At 70.0% G+C, this 24,946-nt stretch carries 26 protein-coding genes; 14 read left to right on the top strand and 12 right to left on the bottom strand.

Annotated elements, in window-relative coordinates; all coding sequences use genetic code 11:
- Positions 1-95: 95 nt before the first annotated feature.
- On the bottom strand, positions 96-674 hold the full coding sequence (locus ATM97_RS23555; protein WP_218720232.1) for a hypothetical protein: 579 nt from the start codon (positions 672-674) through the stop codon (positions 96-98).
- A 182-nt stretch (positions 675-856) separates the two neighbouring features.
- On the opposite strand from ATM97_RS23555, the gene ATM97_RS23550 reads away from it, so the two are divergent.
- Positions 857-1,477: an alpha/beta hydrolase gene (locus ATM97_RS23550; RefSeq protein WP_218720231.1), complete on the top strand. Its 621-nt coding sequence runs from the start codon at positions 857-859 to the stop codon at positions 1,475-1,477.
- 52 nt (positions 1,478-1,529) lie between these two features.
- On the opposite strand, the gene ATM97_RS23545 is transcribed toward ATM97_RS23550, so the two are convergent.
- From ATM97_RS23545 to ATM97_RS23520, 6 genes are all read right to left on the bottom strand, one after another.
- Positions 1,530-2,318: an oxidoreductase gene (locus tag ATM97_RS23545; RefSeq protein ID WP_218720230.1), complete on the bottom strand. Its 789-nt coding sequence runs from the start codon at positions 2,316-2,318 to the stop codon at positions 1,530-1,532.
- 71 nt (positions 2,319-2,389) lie between these two features.
- Positions 2,390-2,965: a TetR/AcrR family transcriptional regulator gene (locus ATM97_RS23540; RefSeq protein ID WP_218720228.1), complete on the bottom strand. Its 576-nt coding sequence runs from the start codon at positions 2,963-2,965 to the stop codon at positions 2,390-2,392.
- Between the two features lie 56 nt (positions 2,966-3,021).
- A complete protein-coding gene (locus ATM97_RS23535; RefSeq protein ID WP_218720227.1) occupies positions 3,022-3,921 on the bottom strand; it encodes a heme ABC transporter ATP-binding protein in 900 nt (299 codons plus the stop codon).
- On the bottom strand, positions 3,918-5,039 hold the full coding sequence (locus tag ATM97_RS23530) for an iron ABC transporter permease (RefSeq protein WP_218720225.1): 1,122 nt from the start codon (positions 5,037-5,039) through the stop codon (positions 3,918-3,920). Before ATM97_RS23530 ends, ATM97_RS23535 begins: the two co-directional genes overlap by 4 nt.
- Positions 5,036-6,049: a hemin ABC transporter substrate-binding protein gene (locus ATM97_RS23525; protein ID WP_218720224.1), complete on the bottom strand. Its 1,014-nt coding sequence runs from the start codon at positions 6,047-6,049 to the stop codon at positions 5,036-5,038. Before ATM97_RS23525 ends, ATM97_RS23530 begins: the two co-directional genes overlap by 4 nt.
- 17 nt (positions 6,050-6,066) lie before the next feature.
- Positions 6,067-7,044 (bottom strand): aldo/keto reductase, encoded by a 978-nt coding sequence (locus ATM97_RS23520; protein WP_218720222.1) that lies wholly within the window; start codon positions 7,042-7,044, stop codon positions 6,067-6,069.
- Between the two features lie 229 nt (positions 7,045-7,273).
- Between ATM97_RS23520 and ATM97_RS23515 the strand changes: the two genes are divergently transcribed.
- The 6 genes from ATM97_RS23515 (at position 7,274) to ATM97_RS23490 (ending at position 11,797) form a co-directional block, all read left to right on the top strand.
- Complete coding sequence (locus tag ATM97_RS23515; RefSeq protein WP_218720221.1) at positions 7,274-8,215, top strand: undecaprenyl-diphosphate phosphatase; 942 nt, start codon at positions 7,274-7,276, stop codon at positions 8,213-8,215.
- A gap of 31 nt (positions 8,216-8,246) precedes the next feature.
- Positions 8,247-8,957, top strand: coding sequence for a histidine phosphatase family protein (locus tag ATM97_RS23510; RefSeq protein WP_218720219.1), 711 nt, complete (start codon positions 8,247-8,249; stop codon positions 8,955-8,957).
- A gap of 50 nt (positions 8,958-9,007) precedes the next feature.
- The gene (locus ATM97_RS23505; RefSeq protein WP_218720218.1) at positions 9,008-9,595 is read left to right on the top strand and encodes a DUF3090 domain-containing protein; all 588 of its coding nucleotides are present in this window, start codon (positions 9,008-9,010) and stop codon (positions 9,593-9,595) included.
- 4 nt (positions 9,596-9,599) lie between these two features.
- Positions 9,600-10,397 (top strand): SCO1664 family protein, encoded by a 798-nt coding sequence (locus tag ATM97_RS23500; protein WP_218720216.1) that lies wholly within the window; start codon positions 9,600-9,602, stop codon positions 10,395-10,397.
- A 59-nt stretch (positions 10,398-10,456) separates the two neighbouring features.
- Positions 10,457-11,434 carry an aldo/keto reductase gene (locus tag ATM97_RS23495; protein WP_218720214.1) on the top strand — a complete coding sequence of 326 codons (978 nt, stop codon included), beginning with the start codon at positions 10,457-10,459 and terminating at the stop codon, positions 11,432-11,434.
- A gap of 93 nt (positions 11,435-11,527) precedes the next feature.
- Entirely contained in the window at positions 11,528-11,797 is a 270-nt protein-coding gene (locus tag ATM97_RS23490) for a hypothetical protein (protein ID WP_218720212.1), read from the top strand.
- On the opposite strand, the gene ATM97_RS23485 is transcribed toward ATM97_RS23490, so the two are convergent.
- Positions 11,782-12,039, bottom strand: coding sequence for a hypothetical protein (locus tag ATM97_RS23485; RefSeq protein WP_218720211.1), 258 nt, complete (start codon positions 12,037-12,039; stop codon positions 11,782-11,784). The two genes, ATM97_RS23490 and ATM97_RS23485, sit on opposite strands and share 16 nt — an antisense overlap.
- A 344-nt stretch (positions 12,040-12,383) precedes the next feature.
- Between ATM97_RS23485 and mshC the strand changes: the two genes are divergently transcribed.
- The 6 genes from mshC (at position 12,384) to ATM97_RS23455 (ending at position 20,112) form a co-directional block, all read left to right on the top strand.
- Positions 12,384-13,622 (top strand): cysteine--1-D-myo-inosityl 2-amino-2-deoxy-alpha-D-glucopyranoside ligase, encoded by a 1,239-nt coding sequence (mshC, locus tag ATM97_RS23480; RefSeq protein WP_218720210.1) that lies wholly within the window; start codon positions 12,384-12,386, stop codon positions 13,620-13,622.
- A gap of 117 nt (positions 13,623-13,739) precedes the next feature.
- The gene (locus tag ATM97_RS23475) at positions 13,740-16,118 is read left to right on the top strand and encodes a cation-translocating P-type ATPase (protein ID WP_218720209.1); all 2,379 of its coding nucleotides are present in this window, start codon (positions 13,740-13,742) and stop codon (positions 16,116-16,118) included.
- A 47-nt stretch (positions 16,119-16,165) separates the two neighbouring features.
- The gene (locus ATM97_RS23470) at positions 16,166-16,864 is read left to right on the top strand and encodes a dienelactone hydrolase family protein (RefSeq protein ID WP_218720208.1); all 699 of its coding nucleotides are present in this window, start codon (positions 16,166-16,168) and stop codon (positions 16,862-16,864) included.
- 84 nt (positions 16,865-16,948) lie between these two features.
- On the top strand, positions 16,949-17,734 hold the full coding sequence (locus ATM97_RS23465) for a universal stress protein (protein ID WP_218720207.1): 786 nt from the start codon (positions 16,949-16,951) through the stop codon (positions 17,732-17,734).
- 115 nt (positions 17,735-17,849) lie between these two features.
- Positions 17,850-19,268, top strand: a complete 1,419-nt coding sequence (locus tag ATM97_RS23460; protein ID WP_218720206.1) for a hypothetical protein — start codon at positions 17,850-17,852, stop codon at positions 19,266-19,268.
- A gap of 1 nt (position 19,269) precedes the next feature.
- Positions 19,270-20,112, top strand: coding sequence for an Abi-alpha family protein (locus tag ATM97_RS23455; RefSeq protein WP_218720205.1), 843 nt, complete (start codon positions 19,270-19,272; stop codon positions 20,110-20,112).
- A gap of 6 nt (positions 20,113-20,118) precedes the next feature.
- Here ATM97_RS23455 and ATM97_RS23450 read toward each other — a convergent pair whose 3' ends face one another.
- Both ATM97_RS23450 and ATM97_RS23445 read right to left on the bottom strand, forming a co-directional pair.
- Positions 20,119-20,775, bottom strand: a complete 657-nt coding sequence (locus tag ATM97_RS23450) for an enoyl-CoA hydratase-related protein (protein ID WP_218720204.1) — start codon at positions 20,773-20,775, stop codon at positions 20,119-20,121.
- A 14-nt stretch (positions 20,776-20,789) separates the two neighbouring features.
- Positions 20,790-21,398, bottom strand: a complete 609-nt coding sequence (locus ATM97_RS23445) for a TetR family transcriptional regulator (protein ID WP_218720203.1) — start codon at positions 21,396-21,398, stop codon at positions 20,790-20,792.
- A 214-nt stretch (positions 21,399-21,612) separates the two neighbouring features.
- On the opposite strand from ATM97_RS23445, the gene ATM97_RS23440 reads away from it, so the two are divergent.
- Complete coding sequence (locus ATM97_RS23440) at positions 21,613-22,179, top strand: TetR/AcrR family transcriptional regulator (RefSeq protein WP_218720202.1); 567 nt, start codon at positions 21,613-21,615, stop codon at positions 22,177-22,179.
- Here the strand turns inward: ATM97_RS23440 and ATM97_RS23435 are convergent.
- Both ATM97_RS23435 and ATM97_RS23430 read right to left on the bottom strand, forming a co-directional pair.
- A complete protein-coding gene (locus tag ATM97_RS23435) occupies positions 22,155-24,020 on the bottom strand; it encodes a Na+/H+ antiporter (RefSeq protein ID WP_218720201.1) in 1,866 nt (621 codons plus the stop codon). The genes ATM97_RS23440 and ATM97_RS23435 overlap by 25 nt on opposite strands.
- Positions 24,021-24,068: 48 nt before the next feature.
- Positions 24,069-24,797: a histidine phosphatase family protein gene (locus tag ATM97_RS23430; protein ID WP_218720200.1), complete on the bottom strand. Its 729-nt coding sequence runs from the start codon at positions 24,795-24,797 to the stop codon at positions 24,069-24,071.
- Positions 24,798-24,946: the final 149 nt, after the last annotated feature.

The following is a 24,946-nucleotide window of genomic DNA, read 5'->3' as shown; positions in this document are numbered from 1 at the left end:
CGACGGGTTTCGTGCCCACAAATCGCGCGGCTATCGCGACGAATCCCGCCGCTGCGGGTGCCGTTCCAGACAACATCGCGGCGTGCGGGTCGATGTCACCGCGGCACCACCCAGGCTGTCTGGAACGCCAAGGCAATCAGGCCGGCGTTGATGATGAACCCGAGTACGAGGGTGGGCGCGAAGAACAACACGAGCAACACTGTGGAACCGGCGACTCCGGCCGATGTGAGACCGGTCCACCAGGTGTCCGGGACCAGCCATCCGAGCACCGCCAGCGCGGCCGCGGCCAGTGCTACGAACGTGACCACGGCCAGCACCGGACCCACCGAGTACACGAGTCGGCTGTCGATTCCCCGACCGATCAACCACGAGTGATCCGTATCGAACGAGTTGTCCGCATCCGTGTCAGCGGACCCGCGCGGGGGTGCCCGAAACAGAAAGACCAGATGCACCCAGCCGTGTGCGAACAGGATCGCCGCGACCAACCACGCACCCATGGGACTGTCGCGGTCCAGCAACCACCAGACCAGGACGACCACCACCAAGAGAACGACCGCCAGCGGCAGGAGCCCTGTCACCGTCTTGATCGCACCCACCTCCCTCTGCATGACCGCAACGACGCGATGATCATGCGAACCGGCCCTGCCGACGCCGCCGCGAGTGTTTCTCTTCACCGTGGATGCCTCCAACTACACTCCCCGCGTCGCTGGCGAAGGCAGGGCCGTTTGTCACAGACCTCGGTGCCGAAAGAGCCTCCCCTCCACGGGCACACCCCAGCACGGTCCGCACCCGGCGTTGCTCGAGATCATCCGGCGCTGACCAGGGTCTCGCCGGCACCGAGGTGTTGGATGGTTCCGTGCCGAAACTGTCGCATGCCTACCGATTCCTCTCCGGTATCGACACCGCTCGTGCTCCGCTCGTTCTGCTACACGGCTCGGACGGCACCGAATCCGACCTGCTGCCGTGGGCCGAGGACATCGCGCCGGGAGCGGCGCGACTGGGTATCCGTGGAACCGTCGTCACGGATGGCGGGTACGCCTTCTTCCGTCGCTTTCCGGATCGCCGGGTGGACGAAACGGACCTGGACGCCCGGGTGCCGGTGCTGGCCGAGTTCATCGAAACGTCGTGCTCCCGACTCCATCTCACCCGCCTGCCGGTCGTGATCGGGTTCTCCAACGGTGCGATCATGGCCGCGGCGTTGCTGATGGCCCGCCCCGAGTTGCTGGCGGGGGCGATTCTGTTCCGGCCACTGTCGCCGTTCGCCGACGACGATCGCTACCGGTCGGATCGCACGCCGGTGCTGATCGTCGACGGCGCGAACGACGACCGCAGGTCAGCTGGCGACGGTCGGCGATTGGCCGGACGGCTGCGTCGTGCGGGTGCGCCGGTGACCCATCGTGTGCTATCCGTCGGTCACGCCGTGACCTCAGCGGACATCGCCATTGCGCACGAGTGGTGGCGCGCATGCGAGCTGTGAGGCTGAACCCGGGCGGCGGACGCGTGAGTACGGGCCAGCCGCCGGGTGGGGATCAGGTGGTCTTGATGATGCCGCCGTCGATGACGAAGTCGGCGCCGACGATGTTGGCGGCTCTGCCGGAGGCGAGGAACGTGATCAGGGCGGCGACCTCCTCGGGTTCGGTGATGCGGCGGGAGGCGATGTCGAACTGTGCGGGCAGCGCGTCGAGGAACTGCTCCTGCGATACGCCCTGGGCGGAGGCCAGTTTGGCGCCGATGCGATGCTCGTCGCGCCAGATCCGGGTCCCGACCGGGCCGGGGGAGACCGTGTTGACCCGCACCCCTCGCGGACCGAACTCCTCGCTGAGACGCTTGCCGAACGACGCCAGGGCGGCCTTGGCCTCGCTGTAGCCGACCGGACCGGAGCCGGGGACGTGGGCGTTGATCGAGGACACGTTGACGATGACGCCCCGCCGGTCGAGGAGGCTGGGCAGGGCGGCTCGGGTGGCCCAGATCGCGCTGAAGAGGTTGAGGTCGAGGTAGTGGCGCCATTGGTCGTCGGTGCTGTGGAGGAACCCGTCCAGGTCGAGCCATTCCGGGTCGCCGCCGCCGACGTTGTTGACCAGGATGTCGATGCCGCCGAGTTCCTCGAGCGCGGTGCCGATGACCGTGACCGCACCGTCCCGGGTGCTGAGGTCGGCGGAAACCGTAGCGGCCGAGACCTTCTCGAGTTCGGGGGTGATGGTGCGGGCCGCGCCGACGACGCGGACGCCTGCCTCGGCGAAGGCTTCGGCGACGGCCAAGCCGATGCCACGGGAGGCCCCGGTGACGACCGCGGTCTTGCCGGTGAGTGCGAGATCCATGGAACTACCTTTCTTGAACTAAAGGTCAAATATTTGGACAGGCGGAAGCCACTCGATGGCCGAGTGGGAGATCAGAGGACGGTCAGCGCGACATCGACGAGACGGTAGAGCTCGGGGGCGTCGTTGGTCTTGGCCATGATGCGCAAGCCGGCGCTGGTGGTGAACAGGAGGGCGGCGACCGCGCCCGGATCGACGGCGGCGTCGACATCGCCGTCGCGGCGACCTCGGTCGATCCGGGCGGCCAGTGTCGCGACGATGCGGCGCTCGATGCCACGCAGGGTCTCGGTGATCGCCGGGTCCTGGCCACCGAACTCGGCGGCGGTATTGACCGCCAGGCAGCCGCGCCGGACCGGTGTGGTGAAGTCGAGATCCACGGCGGCGCGCAGGTAGGCACGCAGACAGTCGCGGGTGGTGCCAGGGCGCGACATGTAGTCCTCGGCCATGGCGACGCCGTTGTGCCCGTAGCGTTCGAGCGCCTGATCGAACAGCGCGCGCTTGCTGCCGAAGGTGTTGTAGAGACTGCCTTTGCCGATGCCGGTGGCGTCGGCGAGTTGCGCGGGGGAGGTGTTGGCGTAGCCGTAGGACCAGAACTGGTCCATGGCGCGATCGATCACCGTGTCGGCGTCGAAGTTGCGTGGCCTGGCCATGTTGTCACCGTAGAGGTTCTATACCTCTGGGTCAATAACTCGACCCGAATTCGCGATCAGTGCTGACCACGCTCGGGCAGGACGAGTTGGGCGCCGGTGACCGGGTGATCGAAGACGTCGACGGGGTGACGGTAGACCTCGGTGAGGAGTGCGGGGGTCAGGACCGTGCGCGGTGGGCCGTCTGCGGCGACCCGTCCGGCATCCAGCACCGTGACCCGGTCGGCGTAAGCGGCGGCGACCCCGAGATCGTGGACGACGACCACCACGGCCGCGCCCTCGGTCGCGCGGGTCGCGGCCAAGCGCAGCACGGCCTCCTGGTGGCCGAGATCGAGAGCGGCGGTGGGTTCGTCGAGCAAGAGGGTGGCGGTGTCCTGGGCGAGAACTCGCGCCAGCGCGACCCTGGCGCGTTCGCCGCCGGACAGCGACGGGAAGATCCGCTCGGCCAGGTGGGTGACGTCGGTGGCGGCCAGCGCGGCGGCGATGAGCTCGTCGTCGTGGTCGGCGGCGGGGGTGTGCAGCCACGGTGCGCGGCCCATCGCGACGACTTCGCGTGCGGTGAACGGGAATCCGACCGCGTGCGACTGCGGCAGCACCGCGCGGCGGCGAGCCATGTCGGCAGGGGTCCAGTGGGACAGCGCGTGCCCTTCGAGCCGCACGGCGCCGGAATCGGGTTCGAGTTCCCCGGCCAGCGCGGCGAGCAGGCTCGACTTGCCTGCCCCGTTCGGGCCGACCAGGGCGACGATCTCGCCCGCCGCCACCTGGAAGTCGATGTTCTCGAGTACGGTCCGGCTACCCCGCCGAACGGTCAGTCCGGCCGCGCGCAGGGTCACCGTGCCGGGTGCGGGCCGGTGCGGCACATCGGGTGTCCGGGCGAACAGGCTGCGCCAGGACCGGGCGCGGCGCGGGGGCGTCACCGGTGTGGCCACCGCCGGATCGTGGGGTCGGATGTCGGTCATCCCCAGCCTCCCGCGCGGGCCCGGGTGCGGCGCAGCAGCCAGAAGAAGAACGGGCCGCCGATGAGCGAGGTCAACATGCCCAGGGGCAGGTCGGCATTGTCGACCAGGGTGCGCGCGAGGACGTCGGCCCCGAGCAGCACCACCGCGCCGACGATCGCGCTCAGCGGCACCAGCACTCGATGGCCCGGCCCGACCAGCATCCGGACCACGTGCGGCACGATGAGCCCGACGAACAGGATGATGCCGCTGAACGCCACACCCGCGGCGGTCAGCACGGCCACCACCACGATGACCTGCCTGCGCAACCGCTCGACATCGACACCGAGGTGCCGGGCGGCGGAGTCGCCGAGGGCGAGCAGATCCAGGCGTGGCGCGATCAGGACGGCGGCGAGCACCCCTGCCGCGGTGAGTACGGCCACGATCGCCACGGCCTGCCAGGTGGCGCCGTTGAGGCTGCCCAGCTGCCAGAACACGATCTGATCGCGCGCGGCGGGAGTGGCCACGAACAGCAGCAGGGCGATCAGACCGCCCGCGAACGCGTTGATCGCGACACCGGTCAGGATCAGCGTCACCACCTCGGTCCGCCCACCCGACCGGGACAGCAGGTACACGAGCACTGTGGTGAGCAGGCCCGCGACGAACGCCGCGGCGGCCACCGACCAGGCCGCGACGAACGCGCCACCGACCACGATGACCGTGCCCGCGCCGACCGCGGCGCCCGCCGACACACCGATCACGCCGGGTTCGGCGAGCGGGTTGGCGAACACGCCCTGCAGCAACGCTCCCGCCGTCGCCAGCGCGGCGCCGACCAGGATCGCGAGGGCCACCCGGGGGAATCGCACCTCCCACAGCGTCACCTCGCCCGCCGGATGGGCGGGCAGGGGGCCGAGATCGAGCCCGATCCGGTGGGCGACGCTGCCCAGCACCTCGGCCGCGGTGGTCGGCACCTGACCCAGCACCGACGACACCAGCGCCAGCGCGACCAGCGCGAGCAGCGCGACGGCGAAGACGACAGCGACCCGGGCGGTCCGGTGCCGAGGGTGCGGTAACGGGTCCGGCGTCGCGTCGTCGATCCGCGGGGCGTCCGCGGACTTCGTCAGGTCGGGGGCATCGCTCATGCCGGCTTGCCGTAGACGGCGTCGGCCAGGGCGGTGATGACGCGGCCGGTGTTGGGGCCGAAGCTGAGCACCACCGCGTCGGCCATGTCCACGACCCGATGATTGCGACCGGCGGGAGTCTGGGCGATGCCGGGCACCTTCACCAAGCCGTCGACCCCGCCGACGGACTTCAGCCCGTCCGACATCACCAGCAGCACATCGGGCGCCGCGGCGATCATCGCCTCGCTGGTGATCGCGGTGAACGGTTCGCCGACCCCGGACGCGGTGCCCGCGTCGACGGCGCCGATGGCGGTGATCAGCGAGTCCGCGCCCGAGCCGCGGCCCGCGATCATGGTGATCGCGCTGCTGCGCAAGTACAGGAAGGCGATGGTGGGCTGCGGGTCCTGCTTCGGCACGCGGGCTGTGGCGGCGGCGATCTCGTCGCGGGTGCGCTGGCCCAGCCGGGTTCCCGCCTCCGGCACACCGAGTGCGCCGGCGACGGCCTCGATCTGCGGGACGACGCCGTCCATGGTGCGCTGCGGGTCGAAGTAGACGACGGTGACGCCCGCCGCCCGCAGTTGTTCACGCACGGCGGGTGCGGCACTGGTGGTATCGGTGAGGAACACCGACGGGCGCAGCGCGAGCACCGCTTCGACGCTCAGGCTGCCGTTGCCGCCGGCCACGTTCGGCACGTTCGCGACGGCGGGGAAAGAGGCAGAGGTGCTGCGGCCGACGAGGTTCGCGCCGAGCCCGAGGGCGTACACGGTCTGGGCCAGGGTGCCGTAGCGGTCGACGGCGATGATCCGCGAGGTGTCGGTGACGGTCACCTCGGTGCCGTCGAAGGACCGTGCGGTCACGGGCAGCTGCGGAGTGGGCGCGGCACCGATCGGGACCGGGTCGAGGTCGGTCAGCTGTGCGGTCACCGGGCCGCCGGTGGTGGCAGTCGATGCGGGGTTGCTTCCCGTGCAGGCGACGGCGCCGGTCAGCACCGTCGCCGCGAGCATCGCCGTCAGCACACCACGCAGTCTCATGCAGGTAAGGCTAGCCATCATTCGGAACGGGCGCTCACATCGTCCAGGGCCGCCGCGATCGCGCGCGGCAACTCGAGGGTCTCGGCGGCCAGCACGCCGGTGAGCTGACCGATGTCACGGGCACCGACGATCATGCTCGCGATGCCGGGCCGGTCGCGGATCCAGGCCAGCGCGACCGCCAGCGGTGAGGTGCCGAGGCCATCAGCCGCGGTGACCAACGCGTCCACCACCCGCGTCGCCCGCTCGTCGTCGAGCCTGCGCCGGATCTCGGCGGCCGTCGCCTCGTCGGCACCCCGCGAGTCGGCGGGCACGCCGTCGCGGTACTTGCCGGTGAGAATGCCTCCGGCCAGCGGCGCCGAGGCGATGATGCCGACCCCGTGGTGCCGGGCGGCCGGGATCACATCGGACTCGGTGCCCCGCGCGAGCAGCGAATACGGCGTCTGCGCCACGGTGATCGGCGCGATCGCGGCCAGACTGGCCAGCTGCCAGGCCGCGAATCCGCGCACGCCCGCGTAGCGGGTCCGGCCGGTCCTGACCGCGGTCTCCAAGGTCGCGGCGACCTCGTCGAGCGGGGTGTAGGGATCCCAGGCGGCGATGCTCCAGATATCGAGATGGTCGGTGCCGAGCTCACGCAGCGTGCGGTCGAGCTGGGCGAGCAGCGTCCGTCGCGAGGCGTCGACCACCGGGCCCGTCGCCGCGGGGGCCGGCACCGAATCGCCGACACCGGCGCCGGGCGCGTGCAGCACGACACCCGCGCTGCCGCTGAGCACCAGCTCGTCGCGGGCGACCAGATCGCCGAGCAGATCGGCCAGGATCCGCTGCGCCGCGCCGTTGCCGTAGACGGGGGAGAGATCGACGAGAGTGCCACCGGCCTCGGTGAACGCCGCCAACTGCACCGACGCCTCGTCGGCGTCGGTATGGGTCCCCCAGGTATGGGTCGCCAACCCGATTCGCGACACCCGAAGGCCGCTGCGTCCCACCGTTCGCTGTTCCATCACCGCGCCCGCGTTTTCGTCACGTCGACCAGCCTAATGGGCCGCCCTCGGCCGCCTTCGCCGACGACCCGTGGCGTCGCGCACTCTCAGCAGATCCCAAGGTGGGCGGGCGGCACCGGCGCAGCCGGGCGGGTAGGGTCGCTGCGGGATCGCGGCCCCACCCGGCCGCACGTGAAGCAAAAGCCCAGGAGGACGCGGTCTTTCGGGCACGAGATAGCAGGAGGACGCGGTGGGCGAGTCGATGACCTGGATACAGGCATTGGTACTCGGGCTTGTGCAAGGACTTACCGAGTTCCTGCCGGTCTCCTCTTCGGCGCACCTGCGCATCGTCTCGGGCGTGTTCTTCGGCGACGACGCCGGCGCCTCGTTCACCGCCGTCACCCAGCTCGGTACCGAGGCCGCCGTCCTGGTGTACTTCGCCAAGGACATCTGGCGAATCATCGTCGCCTGGTTCACCACCCTCGGTATGCGGCTGCGCGAACGATCCCAGCGCGAAGTCGCGGTCGCCGACCGGGTCACCACCAAACTGCCGGTGATGGATCGCAGCGCTCGCGACGCCTACGAGCGTGACACCCAGCGCGAACTGGACTACCGCATCGGTTGGTACGTGATCATCGCCACCATCCCGATCGGCGTGCTCGGGTTCCTGTTCAAGGACGAGATCCGCACCGGCGCCCGGAACCTGTGGCTGGTGTCGTTCATGCTGGTCGCGTTCGCGCTGGTGATCGCCGCCGGTGAGCACTTCGGCAGCAAGACCCGTCCGATCGAGCAGCTGACCACCCGCGACGGCCTGATCATGGGCCTGGCGCAGTGTCTGGCGCTGGTTCCCGGCGTCTCGCGCTCCGGCGCCACCTCCACCGCGGGTCTGTTCCTCGGCCTGCAGCGCGAAGCGGCCGTCCGCTTCTCGTTCCTGCTCGCGATTCCCGCGGTCACCGCCTCGGGCCTGTTCAGCCTGCCGGACGCCTTCGAACCCGCCGGTGAAGGCCTCAACGCCAGCGGTCCGCAGCTGCTGGTCGCGACGATCATCGCCTTCGTCGTCGGCTACGCCTCGGTCGCCTGGCTGCTCAAGTTCGTCGGCAAGCATTCGTTCTACTGGTTCGTCGGTTACCGGATCATCCTCGGCCTGGTCGTGATGGGCCTGCTCGCCGCGGGCGTCGTCTCGGCGACCTGAGCCGCCGGGCACTGATGGTTAGGCTGGTCCCATGACGGTGATCCTGCTCCGGCACGGAGTGTCCACGTCGAACACCGCGCGGACCCTGGCCGGCCGCACTCCCGGTGTCGAACTCACCGACCGCGGTACCGAGCAGGCCGCCGCGGTCGCCGACCGGCTGGCGACGCTGCCGATCGAACACATCGCCAGCTCACCGTTGTTGCGTTGTCAGCGCACGGTCGCCCCGCTCGCCGAGAAACTCGGCCTCGAACCCGAGCACGACGAACGGCTCATCGAGGTCGACTACGGCGACTGGACCGGCCGCCCGCTGGCCGAACTGCTCACCGAACCGCTGTGGAAGGTCGTGCAGCGGCACGCCTCCGGTGCGGTGTTCCCCGGTGGGGAGGGCCTGGCTCAGGTCCAGCAGCGTGCGGTCGCCGCGGTCCGCGACACCGAACGCCGCTTGTCCGAGCAGGCGGGCCGTGACGTGCTGTGGGTCGCCTGCGCGCACGGCGACATCATCAAATCGATCCTGGCCGACGCACTCGGCCTGCATCTGGACAGTTTCCAGCGGATCGCGGTGGAACCCGCCTCGATCAGCGTCGTCCGGTACAGCCCGGTCGGGCCGTCGGTGTGGAAGTTCAACGACACCGGCGCCGACCTGTCCGCCCTCGCCGTCACCGCGTCGCCGACTCCCGGTGGAGAGGTGACGAATGCCGCGGGCGCGGATAATGGGAATGCGGGACACCGCGATTCTCCTTAGAGGGAGGGTGTTCGTGAGTGTCGAACAGGGTCACGTAGCAGGAGGTGCATGTGTCACGCGCAATCCATGTATTTCGCACCCCCGATCGTTTCGTCGCCGGTACCGTCGGTGAGCCGGGCGATCGTTCGTTCTACCTGCAGGCTGTGCAGGAACCGCGCGTGGTCAGCGTGCTGCTGGAGAAGCAGCAGGTGAAGGTGCTCGCCGACCGGATGGGACTGCTGCTCGACGAGGTGGCCCGTCGCTTCGGCGCCGAGGTGCCGCCGGAGGGCGAGGACGTCCGCGATGTCGCGCCGCTGGTGACCCCGATCGATACCGAGTTCCGGGTGGGCACCATGGGTCTGGGCTGGGACGCCGACGCGGGCGCCGTGGTGGTGGAACTGCTGGCGATCACCGAGACCGAGGTCGACGAATCGGTGGTGCTCGACGACACCGAGGAAGGCCCCGACGCCGTGCGGGTCTTCCTGACCCCTATCCAGGCCCGTGAATTCGCGTTGCGCTCGGCGCGGGTGATCGCGGCGGGTAGGCCGCCGTGTCCGCTGTGCGGTGAACCGCTGTCCGCGCGTGGTCACATGTGCGTGCGCACCAACGGCTACAAGCGCGGCGAGATCTTCGGCGCGGCCGAGATCGACGAGGAGTGATCCGGTGACCGCACTCACCGAAGGCGAGCTGGACATCGTCGGCCGTGTCGGCGTCGCCAGCAACCTGACGCTGGTGTGCGAGATCGCCGCGCCCGAGCCCGACGGCGCACCGCTGCGCGTGGTGTACAAGCCGGTGCGCGGGGAGCGTCCGCTGTGGGACTTCCCGGACGGCACCCTCGCCGGCCGGGAAGTCGCCTCCTACCTGATCTCCGAACAGCTGGGCTGGGGTGTCATCCCGGAGACAGTGTTGCGCGACGGGCCGTTCGGGCCCGGCATGGTGCAGCGGTGGGTGACCTCGGTCGACCACCACACCGAGACGAAGCCGCGCCTGGATCTGGTCGACCTGTGCCGACCGGGCACGGTGCCCGACGGTTTCTGCGAAGTCCTGCGTGCTCTCGACGGTGAGGGCAACGAGGTGTCACTGATTCACGCCGACGATCCACGCCTACAGCGGATGGCGGTGCTCGACCTGCTGCTCAACAACGCCGATCGCAAGGGCGGGCACGCGCTCGAAGGCGTCGACGGGCAGGTCTATGGCGTCGATCACGGCATCTGCCTGCACGCCGAGCCGAAACTGCGCACGGTGCTGTGGGGCTGGGCCGGGCGCCCAGTGCACGAATCACTGATCACCGACATCACCGCGTTCGCCGCGAATCTGCCCGGCGCCGTGGCCGATTCGCTGGCCGAGCACATCACCGACGCCGAGATCACCGCGCTGACCGAACGCACGAAGGCGCTGCTCGAGGATCCGGTGATGCCGCTGCCCAACTCGTCGCGCCCGATTCCCTGGCCCGCGTTCTGATCCCAGGGTGGCCCTGTCACGGTCTGCCTGCGTCGGCGATTCCCCGCCAGACTGACCGTATGCTCCGCTACCGCCTGCTCGGCCATACCGGCCTGCGCGTCTCCGAGTTCGCTCTGGGCACCATGCGTTTCGACGACCCCGTCGAGGCCGCCAGGATCATCGACACCTATGCCGAGGTGGGCGGCAACTTCCTCGACACCGCCTCCGCCTACGGCGAGAGCGAGGCGATCCTCGGCCGGGTGCTGCGCGCGCGGGACCGCTTCGTGCTCGGCACCAAGTACACCCTCAGCCGTGACGCCACCGACCCCAACGCGGCGGGCAACCACCGCAAGAACCTGGTGCTGTCACTGGAACAGAGCCTGCGCAGGCTGCGCACCGACTACGTCGACGTGTACTGGGTGCACGTGTGGGACCGGCACACGCCGATCGAGGAGACGATGCGCGCCCTCGACGACGTGGTGCGGGCTGGAAAAGCGCTGGCCATCGGCATCTCCGACGCACCCGCCTGGGTCATCGCCCGCGCCAACACGCTCGCGCAGTCCCGCGATCGGACCCCGTTCGCCGCCGTCCAGGTGCCCTACAACCTGCTCGAACGTGGCATCGAACGGGAACTGCTGCCGATGGCCGAAGCCTTCGGGCTCACCGTCACCGCGTGGTCACCGCTGGCCGGGGGCGCTCTCTCGCCAGGGGCGGGCCGGGCCACGACGCCCTCGGAACTGGCCGCGGTCGCGGCAGTGACACACGTGGCCTCGGGACTGGGCGTCGCGGCCGAGCAGGTGGCTTTGGCCTGGACACGGCAGCGCAGTCGCGCGGTGCTGCCGATCCTCGGGGTACGCACCGCCGAGCAACTCGCGGGCAATCTGGCGGCGGCGCGACTGCGCCTGCCCGCCGACGCGGTCCGAGTGCTCGACGACGCGGTGCCGTTCGACCGGGGCTTCCCGGCCGATTTCGTCGCCGAATGTGATGCGAGCCCGATGGTTTACGGCGCCGCGGTGGACCGCGTCGATGTCGACGATTCCGGCCCACGGATCCGCTGACGTCGGGTATCTTGAGGCTGCTTTTCCGGGTCGGGGCCGGTGCTAGTGTGCTCCAAGCACTTTCGTCATTCCACGCAAGATCAGAGGAAATCTATGTCGACCCGATCGATCGTCACCACCTCCGCCGCCGCGCTGCTACTCACCGGCGCCGTCGCCGCCGTGGCCGCGCCCGCGCAGGCCTTCCCCAGCGGCTGGTGGGCCGAGAAGACCTACGTGTGCAAGGCTACCGACCGCAACACCGGTGCTCCGCTGCCCGACGTCACCGTGCAGGCCGCCGATCAGGTCGGTGCCTCGTTCTACGCGCTGCCGCAGTTCGGCCCGGACGTCGACGGCGCGAACGTGCAGTGCTACCTGCAGGCGTGATCGAACGATGAGTTCGGTGTCGCCGCTCCCGACGCGCGGCGACACCGGGCCGTCGCCCAGCCCCCGGCCCAGCCGGAGTGCGCGCTGAGGAGTCGCTCGATGGCCGCGGACTGCCCCAGCACCGCGTGACCCACCTCGGGCAGCGCACGCACCTCGCCCCACGCGAAGCAAGCCCGCGCCCGCTCGGCACCGCGCGCCGAATCGACGAGCACGTCGCCGACGCCCAGCGCCGGCACGTCCATCGCGCGCAGGTCCACGTCGGCGGAGAACGGTAACCGGTCGGTGCACGGCGAGAAGCGCCGGAAAGGTCGACTCCACTTCGAGGACGTCCGGGATTCAGCAGCGTCCGACGTGTGAGAATGATCGCGGAGAATCCGCATCGGCAACCATCTGCCCAGGTGGGGTGGGTCCGGGCCGGTAGGTCGCCCGCCACCGCCGTGACCAGCGGATCTGCCTGAGCACAACCCTTGACGCAACCCCCGGAACACGTTTGTGTGCAGGTAGCGGGCCGCTCCGGCGACACCGCGGGCAACCGCGTGACCGGCCCGCGGGCCGGGCGCCACAACGGGGGCTCTACCCTCGAATCATGCAGTCCTGGTCCGATATCGCCCTACCGACCGTCCCCGGAGCAGGGCCGCCGTTGCGGTTGTTCGACACCGCCGACCGCCAGGTCCGCCCGGTCACCCCCGGCGCGACCGCGAAGATGTACGTCTGCGGCATCACTCCCTACGACGCCACCCACCTCGGCCACGCCGCCACCTACCTCACGTTCGACCTGATCAACCGGCTGTGGCGCGACGCGGGCCACGACGTGCACTACGTGCAGAACGTCACCGACGTCGATGATCCGCTGTTCGAGCGCGCCGCCCGCGACGGCGTCGACTGGCGTGACCTCGGCAGCTCGGAGATCGAGCTGTTCCGCGAGGACATGACCGCCCTGCAGGTGCTGCCCCCGAAGCACTACATCGGCGCGATCGAGTCCGTCGAGGAGGTGGTGGAGCTGGTGCAGAAGCTGCTCGCCGCAGGCGCCGCCTACATCGTCGACGACGCCGAGTTCCCGGACATCTACTTCCGTACCGACGCCACCGAGCAGTTCGGCTACGAGTCCGGCTACGACCGGGCCACCATGGAGCAGCTGTTCGCCGAGCGCGGCGGTGACCCCGACCGTCCCGGCAAGCGCGACGTCATCGACGCGCTGCTGTGGCGGGCCGAGCGCCCGGGCGAACCGTCCTGGCAGGCCCCGTTCGGCGCGGGCCGCCCCGGCTGGCACATCGAATGTGCGGCGATCGCGCTCAACCGCATCGGCACCGAGTTCGACGTCCAAGGCGGCGGCTCGGACCTGATCTACCCGCACCACGAATACTCCGCCGCGCACGCCGAGGCGATCACCGGCGCGCGCCGCTTCGCCCGCCACTACGTGCACGCCGGGCTGATCGGCCTCGACGGCGAGAAGATGTCGAAGTCCAAGGGCAACCTGGTGCTGGTGTCGAAGCTGCGCCGCTCCGGCGTCGACCCGGCCGCGATCCGCCTCGGCCTGCTCGCCGGGCACTACCGCGAGGACCGGATGTGGACCGACGACGTCCTCACCGCGGCCCAGGCCCGCCTGGCCCGCTGGCGCGAAGCCGCCGCCCTGGCCACCGGCCCGTCGGCCGCCGACACCGTCGCCCGGCTGCGCCAGCACCTGGCCGACGACCTGGACACCCCGAAGGCGCTCGACGCCGTCGACAACTGGGTCGAGCAGGCACTCACCTACGGTGGGGCCGATCCGGCCGCGCCCGCGCTGGTACGTGACGCCGTGGACGCGCTGCTGGGTATCACGCTCTGACGGTCGCGGGTCACCCGGCGACATTGGTCGTGTCGTGACCCGCACCGGGTACTGTCGCCGGCAAGTGAGGCGCGGCGCGCTGTCGCGTCGTGCGCTCGACCGGCGACAGGAGCGGCGATGCCTGACACGCACCACCCCGTCACCGCCTCGGCGACCACGGTCCTGCACGTCGGCGGCCTGTATCGCGCCGGCTCCCGGCAGACCCTGGCCGCCGCGCTGCGGCATCGGCCCGGAGTTCTCGCGGTCGAGGCCAACCCGCTCGCGCAGACCGCCACCGTCACCTACGACCCGGGTGTGACCTCGGTCACCGATCTGCGCACCTGGATCCGCGACTGCGGCTACCACTGCGCGGGCCGCTCGGTGCCCACCCACCTCTGCGATCCGGCGAGCGAACCCTCCGCCGTGGAGCACACCCCGGCGGCCACCACCCCACCCGACGGCCGTACCGCCGAGCACGACACGGCGATGGCAGGCCACCATCACGGCGGCGACGCGGCCATGTCCATGGACGACATGGCCCGCGACATGCGCAACCGCTTCCTGGTCGCGCTGGTCTTCTCCACCCTGGTCATGCTGTGGTCGCCGATGGCCACCCACATGCTGGGTCTGCACCTGGCGGTCCCGTTCGGCCTGCGCGTCGACGTGTGGATGCTGATCCTGAGCCTGCCGGTGATCTGTTACTCGTCGACGATCTTCTTCACGGGCGCGTGGCAGGCGCTGCGGGCGCACACCCTCGACATGATGGTGCTGGTCTCGGTCGGCATCGGCACCGGCTGGCTGTATTCGCTGTACGTGACGCTCACCGGCGGCGGCGAGGTGTTCTACGAGGCCTCGACCATGCTGGCGACATTCGTGTTGCTCGGGCACTGGTTCGAGATGCGAGCGCGCGGCGGCGCCAACGACGCGGTCTCCACGCTGCTGGACCTGTCGCCGCCGAAAGCGGTGGTGCTGCGCGACGGGAGCGAGGTCGAGATCCCCACCGCCGACGTCGCTGTCGGTGACGTGCTGCTGGTGCGCCCCGGTGCCAAGATCGCCGTCGACGGCACCGTGCTCGACGGATCCAGCGAGGTCGACGAATCCATGGTCACCGGCGAGAGCCTGCCGGTGCACAAGGAACCCGGTTCGCCGGTCATCGGCGCGACCATCAACACCACCGGCAGTCTGCGGGTGCGGGCCACCAAAGTCGGCTCCGACACCGCGCTCGCCCAGATCGTCGACCTCGTCCAGCAGGCGCAGAATTCGAAGGCGCCGGGTCAACGGCTCGCCGACCGGGCGGCGTTCTGGCTGACCCTGGTGGCGTTGATCGGCAGTGTGACCACGCTGGCGGTGTGGCTGTTCGCCGGTGCCTCGCTGAGCCGGGCGCTGTTGTTCGCGATCACCGTGGTCGTCGTGACCTGCCCCGACGCACTGGGCCTGGCGACACCGACGGCGATCCTGGTCGGCACCGGGCTCGGCGCGAAACGCGGTGTGCTGTTCAAGAACGCGACGGCGCTCGAGGACGCTGCCCGCATCGACGTGGTGGTGATGGACAAGACGGGCACCCTCACCAAGGGAACACCGGAGGTCACCGACGTGGTGCCCGCACCCGGCGTCGACACCGATCGGATGCTCGCGGTGGCCGCGGCGGTGGAACGCGAGTCCGAGCATCCGCTGGCCGAGGCGATCGTCGAGTACGCGAAAGACCAGGGCGCCCTGGCGCTGCCGGCGACGGAGTTCCGGAATGTGCCGGGGCGCGGGGCGATCGCCACCGTCGACGGGCACCGCGTCGTCGTCGGCAATCGCGGGCTGCTCGACCGGGAACACATCGCCCTGGGCGAGCTGGCGACCCGGCGCGACGACCTGGCGGCCTCGGGCCACACCGCCGTCCTGGTCGCCGTCGACGGCGCCGCGGTCGCGGTCATCGCCCTCGCCGACGCCCCGCGGCCCACCTCCGTCGCCGCGGTCGCCGCCCTGCACGAGCTCGGCGTGGACGTGGTCATGCTGACCGGCGACAACCAGGCGACCGCCCAGCGCATCGCCACCGACCTCGGCATCGACACCGTGATCGCCGACGTCCTGCCCGGTGACAAGGCCGACCGGATCGCCGAGCTGCAGCGGGCGGGCAAGAAGGTCGCGATGGTCGGCGACGGCGTCAACGACGCGCCCGCCCTCGCGCGGGCCGATCTGGGCATCGCCATCGGCGCGGGCACCGACGTGGCCATTCAGACCGCCGACGTCGTGCTCATGCGCTCGGACCCGTTCACCGTGTCGACCGCGCTGCGCATCGGTCGCGGCACCGTTGGCAAGGAACACCAGAATCTGGCCTGGGCGATCGGCTACAACGGCATCGCGCTGCCCATCGCCGCCGGGGTGTTCGCCCCGTGGGGCCTGACCATGCGCCCCGAGATCGCGGCCATGGCCATGTCGGGATCGAGCTTGATCGTCGCCCTCAACGCGCTGCACCTCAAACGCCTGCCGCTGCCCGACTCGCCGGACGGGCGACGCACCGCCGGGTAACCGGCCGACTGGCCGCGAACCGCGCGCCGAACATCTACATTCGAACGATGGAATCGATCGAGATCGATACTCCCACCGGCCGAATCGACGCGCTGATCGCGCGCCCGCAGGGCGAAGGCCCGTGGCCGGGCGTGGTCGTCCTCCACGACGCCCTCGGCATCAACGCCGACCTGCGCCACCAGCTCGACATCGTCGCCGACGCGGGCTACCTGGCGATCGCGCCGAATCTGTTCGCGCGCGGCCGGGTCCGCTGCATCCAGCAGGCGTTCCGCGCGGTCGCGTTCACCGGGAAGGGGCCCGCGGTGGGGGAGATCCTCGCCGCCCGCGACCGGCTCGCCGAAGACCCCGACTGCACCGGCCGGATCGCCGTGCTCGGCTTCTGCCTGGGCGGTGGTTTCGCACTGCTCACCGCGCCCCAGGGGTTCCACGCCTCGGCACCGTTCTACGGCAGCCTCTACGGCGACTACCGGACCCTGCTCGACGGCGCGTGCCCGGTGGTTGCCAGCTACGGACGACTCGATCCGGCGCTGCCGGGTGCCGCGCACAAGCTCGAGACGGCGCTGACGGCGGGCGGAGTCGACCACGACATCAAGACCTATCCGAACGCCACCCACAGCTTCGCCAATGTCCTGCCGGGAAACGCGGTGCTCGAACGCATCGGCATCGGCTACGACGCGGCCGCCACCGACGACGCCTGGCAGCGCATCTTCGCCTTCTTCGACCGGCACCTGCGCACCGGCGCGTGAGCCGCGCACCACGGTTGCCGGGAGTGTGCGGCGTTTATACTGTGGCCAAGCGCAGCTGACCTGCCGTCGATCGGAGAGCGTCACATGGGGTACCAGCGCATCGTGGTGGGGACCAACGGCTCGGAGTCCGGACAGACGGCGGTCGTCGTCGCGGGGGAACTGGCGGTCAAGCTCGGTGTCGGGGTCACCGTCGTGAGCGTCTGGAAGGAAGCCACGCTGAAGGCGGGGACCGATGCCACCTGGGCCGCGGAGATCACCGCGGCGGCGGCCGCCGTCCTCGTCGAGGCGGGGGTGACCGAGGTGCTTCGCAGGGAACTGCCCGGCACGGCGGGCGCGGTCCTGCTCGAGGTCGCCGCCGCCGAACCCGGCACGCTGCTGGTCGTCGGCGGTGGTGGGCTGGGCAGTTCGAAGGCGCGCCTGCTCGGGTCGACCGCCAATCACGTGTCCCACCACAGCGAATCCGATGTGGTGTTCACCCGCAAGATCCCGAAGCGGTGGACCACGGTCGGGCTCACCACCGACGGGTCGGCGAGCTCGATCACCGCGGTGCGCCGTGGCTACGAGGTCGCCGTCGCGCTCGGCGCGCGCCCGTTCCTGGTGACCGCCGCCAAGACCGACGACGACGGCGCCGTCACCCTGATCGAAGTGGAGGGCCAGGTCCACGTCGAGGATCCGGAGCTGTTCGGTCGCGACGTCCTCACCGGAGTCCCCGCGGCCGAGGCGATCTGCAACGCGGCCTGGAAATACGACCTCGTCGTGATCGGCAATCGCGGAATGAGCGGTCCCGCAAGGCTGTTGGGCTCGGTCGCCAACAAGGTCACCCACGACATCGACACCAACCTGCTGCTGGTCAACACCACCCACGCCTGATTTCGAGTTTGCTCCGGTTTAGCGGGTAACCGCGAAAGCTGCCCGAAACCACCTGGTCGGTCACTTATGATGACCCGAACGCGCGAGGTTCGGAACACGACGGAGTGGACGCCGGATGAATGCTGGGATCGAAGCGGCGGGCTTCTTCGGCCTGCTCGACTGGGAGAAGACGACCGGCCTGAGCAAGTTCTGGGTCGACATGATCAGCATTCCGATCTTCAGCGCGATGGCCGGTCTGATCACCAACTGGACGGGCGTGATCATGCTGTTCGCGCCGGTGCGGTTCACCGGGTTCTATGTGCCGGGACTGAAGACGATCTTCCCACTGCTGCCGCGCAAGGTGCAGATCCTGCCGACCTTCGCCCCCGGCGGCATCCTCGGCTTCCAGGGTTTCATCCCGGCTCGCGCCGAGAAGATGGCGAGCCTGATGGTCGACAACGCCGTCGCCAAGATCGGTACGGCCAAGGACTTCTTCGATCAGATGGATCCGCGCAAGATCTCCGCGCAGGTCGCCCAGGTGGCGCTGCCGAACGTACGGTCGATGGTCGACTCGATCATGGACACCGAGCATCCGCAGCTGTGGGCCGACATGCCGCCGCGCGCACGCGAAGTCGTGTACTCGCGGGTGGAGGCGGAACTACCGGCGATCACCGACCGTGCCTTCGACTTCATCGGTGCCAACATCGATCAGCTGCTCGATGTGAAGCTGATGGTCGTGGGCTATCTGCGGCGGCGCCCGGAACTGCTCAAGGACGTCATCTACGGGCTGGGCGCACCGGAGCTGCGGTTCATGACCCGCAGCGGGGTGATCGGGTTTCCGTTCGGCGTCGTCGTCGCGCTGTGGTTGTCGCTGCTGCACTACAGCACCCCACACGGTGACACCCCGGCGCTGATCTCGCTGCCCGGCTGGCTCTACGACATCCTCCATTTCCTGCCCGCGTGGGCGTGGGTGCTCCTCGGCGGCGCCGTGGTGGGCGTGCTGGTCAACATCATCGCCATCAAGGTGGTCTTCGAGCCGGCCACCCCGCAACCGCGCTACAAATATCCGTGGCGTGTCGCGAAATTCGCCAAACGCCAGCATCAGGCCGCGGCCGACCTGGGGCATGCGATCGGGTATCAGATCGTCACCCTCGACGTCGTCGCCGAACAGCTCCTCGACGGGCCCAGCGGTGACAAGACCCGCGCGGTCATCGCGCACTTCCTCAAAGCCGAGATCGACCGGGTGCTCGGGCCGCTGCGCTCGGTGACCCGGCTGGCGGTGGGGCCGCGGCAGTTCGACGCCATCCAGGCCACCGCGGGCGCGAGCCTGGCGACGGAGATGAAGCCGTGGCTGGTCGACGACGTCGAGTTCTCGCAGACCACCGCCGCCAGCGTGGATCGCCTCGCCACCGAGAAACTGCGCGAACTGCCGCCGGAGGAGTTCGTCGAAATGCTCTACACCGCCATCGAACAGGACGCGTGGCTGCTCTACGCGCACGGCGGCGCGCTCGGTGTGATCGTCGGGGCCCTGCACCTACTGGTCTTCGGAGTGTGAGATGGACGAGCGCGAGAACCTCCCCGAACCGACGCCCGAGCCCGGGATCCCCACCGACCTGGTCGGGTTGGCGCGCATCGCGGGACTGTCGTTGCGCCACATCGTCGGCGCGGTCACCAGGGGAGCGCTGCACACCGCCACCGATCTCGCCGACGACATCCGTGCCGGCGAGCCGATGTCGCAGATCATCGACGAACGGATCGACTCGCTGCGCAAGATCGCGCTGAGCGCGCTCGGTCTCACCAGCACCGCCGCCGGCGTGTACGGGCACGTCGAATCCGGTGTCGGCGCCGAGGATCTCAAGGCCATGGGCGACGCGATGATCACCGAGGGCTGGGATTCGGCGCAGCAGCCCCGCGACCTGCATCCCTCGTTCGTGCCGATCCTGCACGACCTGACCCCCGACGAAGCCCGCATCCTGCGGTTCCTGGCCGTCGCCGGTCCGCAACCGGCGATCGACATCCGCACCAAGGCGCCGTTCGGGATCGGCTCGCAGCGCCTGGCCGACGGCATCAACATGATCGCCTCCATGGCCGGGTGCGCGCTGCCCGAACGCGATCACCACTATCTGGGCAATCTCAGCAGGCTGGGGTTGGTGCGGTTCTCCACCGAGCCGGTCGCCGACTTCCGCCGGTACGCGTTCCTGGAAGCCCAGCCCAGCGCGCAGGCCGCCTACAAGTCGGTGAAGATGCGGGCGATCAGCTCCTACCGCAGCATCTACCTGACGGTGTTCGGCAAGCAGTTCTGCGACGCGTGTTTCGTGCTCGGCGACTACACCGGGGGCGGCTGGGCCAGCGACGATCGCGGTGACGTCTATCTGGGCAAGGGCCCCCGGCTGCCGTGAACCGCGTCAGTCCTTGCCGCGCAACGCGTCCAGCACGCCGGCGAACATCACCGATTTGATCGCGGTCAGCGTCGGCTGGTCCTTGCCGCCGAACGGGGCGACGGTCGCCAGGGCGGTGTCGAGGACCTCGTGCTCACCGACGGCCGCGTCGACCAGGTCGTAGGCCAGCGCGTCGGTGCCGCCGAAGCGGCGCCCGGTGGTCATGGCGGCGATCGCGGTCCTGGGCGGGACCTTGGCCTGGATCAGCGCGGCCATGCCGTTGGTGAACGGGATGCGGATGTCGGCCTCGGGGAAGCAGAAGAAGCCGCGATCGGCGCGCATGACGCGGTAGTCGTGGGCGACGGCGAGCATGGCACCCGCCCCGAAGGCATGGCCGCCGATGGCGGCGGCGGTCGGCATCGGCAGGGTGAGCATCCGGCCGAACAGGGTGTGCACGGCTTCGACGTATTCGGCGGCGCGATCGCCGTTGGCCGACAACCAGTCCAGGTCAAGCCCGTTGGAGTAGATCTTGCCGGTCGCGGTGGTCACCAGCGCCGCGGCGCCCTCGGTGACGACAGTGTCGAGATGGGCGTGGACCTCGGTGATGAAGTCGGGGGAGAAGCGGTTCTCCCCGTCGCCGAGGTCGAGGATCGCGATCGCGTCGTGGTGGCGCAGGGTGGGCATGGAGGGGGTTCCTTTCAGCGGGGGCCGAGTTCGAGCACGGCACGGACAGCGGCGCGCAGGTGTCTGCGGGCCACGGGATCGGTGAGCCGGTCACGCCGCAGCAGCAGCGCGGTCGGCAGGTCGACCAGGCAGGTGGTGACGGTGGCGACGCCGCGCCGGTCGGCGCGGCCCCACAGTGCTCGCGCGACCCGTGACAGCGCGGTCAGCAGCGCCTTCTCGGTGTCGGCGATCTCGCGGGCCAGTTCGGCGGGCAGGTCGCCGTCGAGGAGTTCGGCCCGATCGACGAGCAGCAGCAGCCGGGCCGAGTCGGGGTGGACGTCGGCCAGGCGGGCCGGTGTCTCGGCGGCGTCGACGACCGCGTCGATCCGCGCGCCCGGGTCGGTGGCCGCGACGGCGCGGTCGATGTCGGTGGTCTGCAGCGCCAGGAAGCGGCGAGCGGCGCGTAACCAGGTGCGCGCCAGCACTTCCTGGCGAGAACCGAAGGTGTGGTACAGCGCGCCGTTGGACACACCGGTCGCGGCGGCGACGGCGCGCACGGTCACCGCGGCGGAACCGGCGCGCGCGGCGAGGTTCTCGGCGGCGTCCAGCACGGTCTCCGGGTCGTGAGTTCGCGGTCTCGGCATGAACAATAGTTTACAGAGCGTCTGCTCTGTTATTCCATTCGGGTGCACTTGTCACCTGGTAGTGCACGGATTTTGTTCCAGCGCTTGATATTTCGATCTCATTTTCGATGATTCCGCCACAGCATAGACTTCGTTACGCTCGCGCGAGCCCTCGTTACGATCGGGTACTGTTCGCATTCTTCGGTCCTGTCCGCACGAACAGATCGGCATCGCGATGTCCCGAGTCGTCACCAAGGAGCAGTACTTCGACACCGCCGTGGCGGTGCTCGCCGAGTTCGGCTTCAAAGGTCTCAACATCGGTGTGCTGTGCCGTCGCCTCGGTGTCACCAGCGGCTCGTTCTACCACCACTTCGGATCGTGGCAGGGATTCGTCGACACCCTGCTCGAGCACTGGGAGAACCGGCAGATGATCGAGCTACGCGCGCTCGATGTCGGCCACGGCGATCCCGACGCCGATGTGCGCGCCATGTCGGCGCTGGCCGGCGGCCTCGAACACGGCGCCGAGGCGGCGCTGCGCGCCTGGGCGGCCAACGACGAGTCGGTCCACGTGACGGTCAAGCGCGTCGACGAATCCCGCCGCCGCACCGTGCATCGCGTGATCGACAGTGTCGTCGGCGACCCGGCCACCGCCACGGTGGTCACCGAATTCGGCATGGCGATGCTGATCGGCTACCAGCAACTCGCCGCCACCGGCGAACCCACCGAACTCGACCAGCTGCTCGCCGAGTACGCGCGGCTGATCTACTCGCACCGGCCTCAGCCGAGCAACTCGTCGACGTAGCACCAGCGCCACACCTCGCCGGGCTCGACGCTGCGCATCACCGGATGCGCCGAGGACTGGAAATGCGCGCTCGCGTGGTTGCCCAGCGACGACTCGCAGCAGGCGATGTTGCCGCAGTCGGTGCACATCCGCAGATGCACCCAGCGCAGACCTTCGGCGACGCACTCCCGGCACACCAGGTCACCGACCGGCTCCCGCAGCAGCGGCGCGTGTTCGAGATGGGTACAGCCGTCGGCGGGCGCGGCCCCGGACAGCGGTTCGGTGCCCGGCTCCTCGTCGGCCTCGTCGAAGCGGTCGATCATCGATTCCTCGAGATCCAGGCGCGCGAGAACATGCTGCAGCACTTCGTAATCCACCGAACCGGCGTCGCGGACGGCCAGCACCGCGTCGCGTTCGGCGGCCAGCATCGCCAGCCGTAGCCGCCGGTACTCCGCCGTGGGCGTCACCAGTTCGGCCTCGGGCCTGCCCAGACGTTCCCACGCCGCGTTGGTGCGCCAGATCAGCCGCTGCCGCAGCGATTCGATCACCGGTTCCGGGGTGTTCGGGCCGATCCGCTTGTCCAGCTCGGCCAGCCCCGCACTCGACGCCTGTTGCAGCAGATCGGCTTTGGCGAGCGCGTCCTCGGCGCGGCTGGGCCCCCGCAGCCGCAGCAGGCGCACCAGCCACGGCAGGGATGTGCCCTGCACCAGCAGAGTGCCGCCCACGACCACCAGCGCCAGCAGTTCCAGCACCGGCAGCTGCGGGGTCGATTCGGGCAGCAGCAGCACCGCGGCCAGGGTCACCACCCCGCGCATGCCCGCCCAGGACACCACCGCGGCGTGGCTCAGCGGCTCGGTCGCGCGCCCGAACAACCGCGCCACCAGCACCGGCGTGAACACCCAGAGCGGACGAGCCAGCATCACCGCGGCCAGCACCGCCACCGCCGCGATCAGCAGCGTGCGACGGTCGAGACCGCTGTGCCAGGCAGCCTCGACGATCCAGCGCACCTGCAGGCCGATGATCAGGAAGACCGCGCTCTCCAGGATGAACTGGATGGTCCGCCAATTCGTCGACTCGGCGACGCGCGAGGCCGCGCCCTGCCAGCGTTGCGCGCCGTGGCCGAGGATCATCCCGCACGTCACCACCGCGATCACGCCCGAGGCGTGGAAGTGTTCGGCGGGCAGATACGCCACGAACGGCGCGAGCAGCGACACCGAGGTGTCGAGTACGGGGTCCGTGATCCGCTTGCGCAGCAGCACCAGTGCCGCCGCGACGATCCCGCCGACCACACCGCCACCGACGGCGGCGAGCAGGAAGTCCCCGCCGATCTGCCACACCGTCACCGCGCCCGCCATCGCGGCGATCGCGCTGCGCAGCGACACCAGCGCCGTCGCGTCGTTGAACAGCGATTCGTCCTCGAGGACGGTCACGATGCTGCGCGGCATGCCGGTGCGGCGGGCGATCGCCGTGGCGGCCACGGCGTCCGGGGGCGCGACCACCGCGCCGAGCGCGACCGCGGCCGCGAACGGGATCGGCAGCAGCCACCAGGCCACCAGCGCCACCGCGAACGTACTGAACAGCACCAACCCGACCGACAGCGATGCGATGGTGCGCAAATTGTCCTTGAAGTCGACCAGCGAAGTCCGCAGCGCCGCGGTGTAGAGCAGCGGCGGCAGCAGCCCCAGCAGCACCACCTCGGGCTCGAGATGCACCTGCGGCACCATCGGCAGATAGGACGCGGCGACGCCGGCGACCGTCAGCACGAGGGGTTCGGACACCCCGAACCGCCGCGCCAGCGCCGCGAGCGCGGTCGCCGAGCCGACGAGTACTACCAGACCGATCGCCACATGCACGACCAGCATTCTTCCATCGCGGCCACACCGGCGACGGCCGCGGCGCCACGGCCGGACTCAGCCGACCTGCTCGGCACCCCCGAGATGGGCGACCTCGCCCCACACCCGCAGGCTCAGCCGAGTGCCCTCCCGGCGCCACTGCGACACCGACGCGTTCGGGACCGGCTCGAGGGTGTCCGGCACCGGGGTACCCATGCCCTCGAGGATGTAGCGCATCGACATCACCACCGCGTCGTGGGTGACCACCAGCACCTGCTCACCCGCCGCGACCACGTCCAGCTCGTCGAGAAAACTGCGCACCCGCAGGGCGACATCGGCCAGCGACTCGCCACCGGGCGGCCGGTAGACCCAGTTGCCGACGCGGGCGCGCCGGGCCGCTTCCTCGGGGGAGCGGCGCCGGATCGCCTTGTGCGGATGCAGTTCGAACACCCCCATCTCGCGATCGCGCAGCCGCTCGTCGACCAGGGTGCGGATGGGGCGCAGATGCCGATTGCGGGTGACGGCGGCCTCGGCCATCACCGCCCAGGTGAGCCGGGTCCGCAGATAGGGGGAGCAGACCACCAGGTCGGGCCGCTGCACACCGGCCAGACCGGCCAGCCACTCGCCCAGGCACTGCGCCTGCCAGTGCCCCAGCTCGGTCAGCTCGACTTCGGCGTCGGTGCCGCGCATCGGACGCAATTCGGTCGCCGGGTCGGCGTACCAGGCGTTGGCCACGCTCTGGGCGTGCCGCACGGCCCACAGTCCTGCCAGCGCGCGCGGCATCGTCAATCCTTCGGGCACCTGCACCCACCCCCTCCGCTGTTCGAACCCCATCGATGTCCTTCGTGCTCGTCCTGTCGTGCCCGGACGCGCCAGGGAATAGCGGCTTCGTCGCCGACGTTGCACCCCGAGAATTTGAACGCCTGTCCAGATATTTTCGGCGGATCGCCGCCGGA

This window comes from Nocardia sp. MH4, assembly GCF_019266065.1.
Classification (GTDB): domain Bacteria; phylum Actinomycetota; class Actinomycetes; order Mycobacteriales; family Mycobacteriaceae; genus Nocardia; species Nocardia canadensis.
This window is presented reverse-complemented; position numbering and strand designations above follow the sequence as displayed.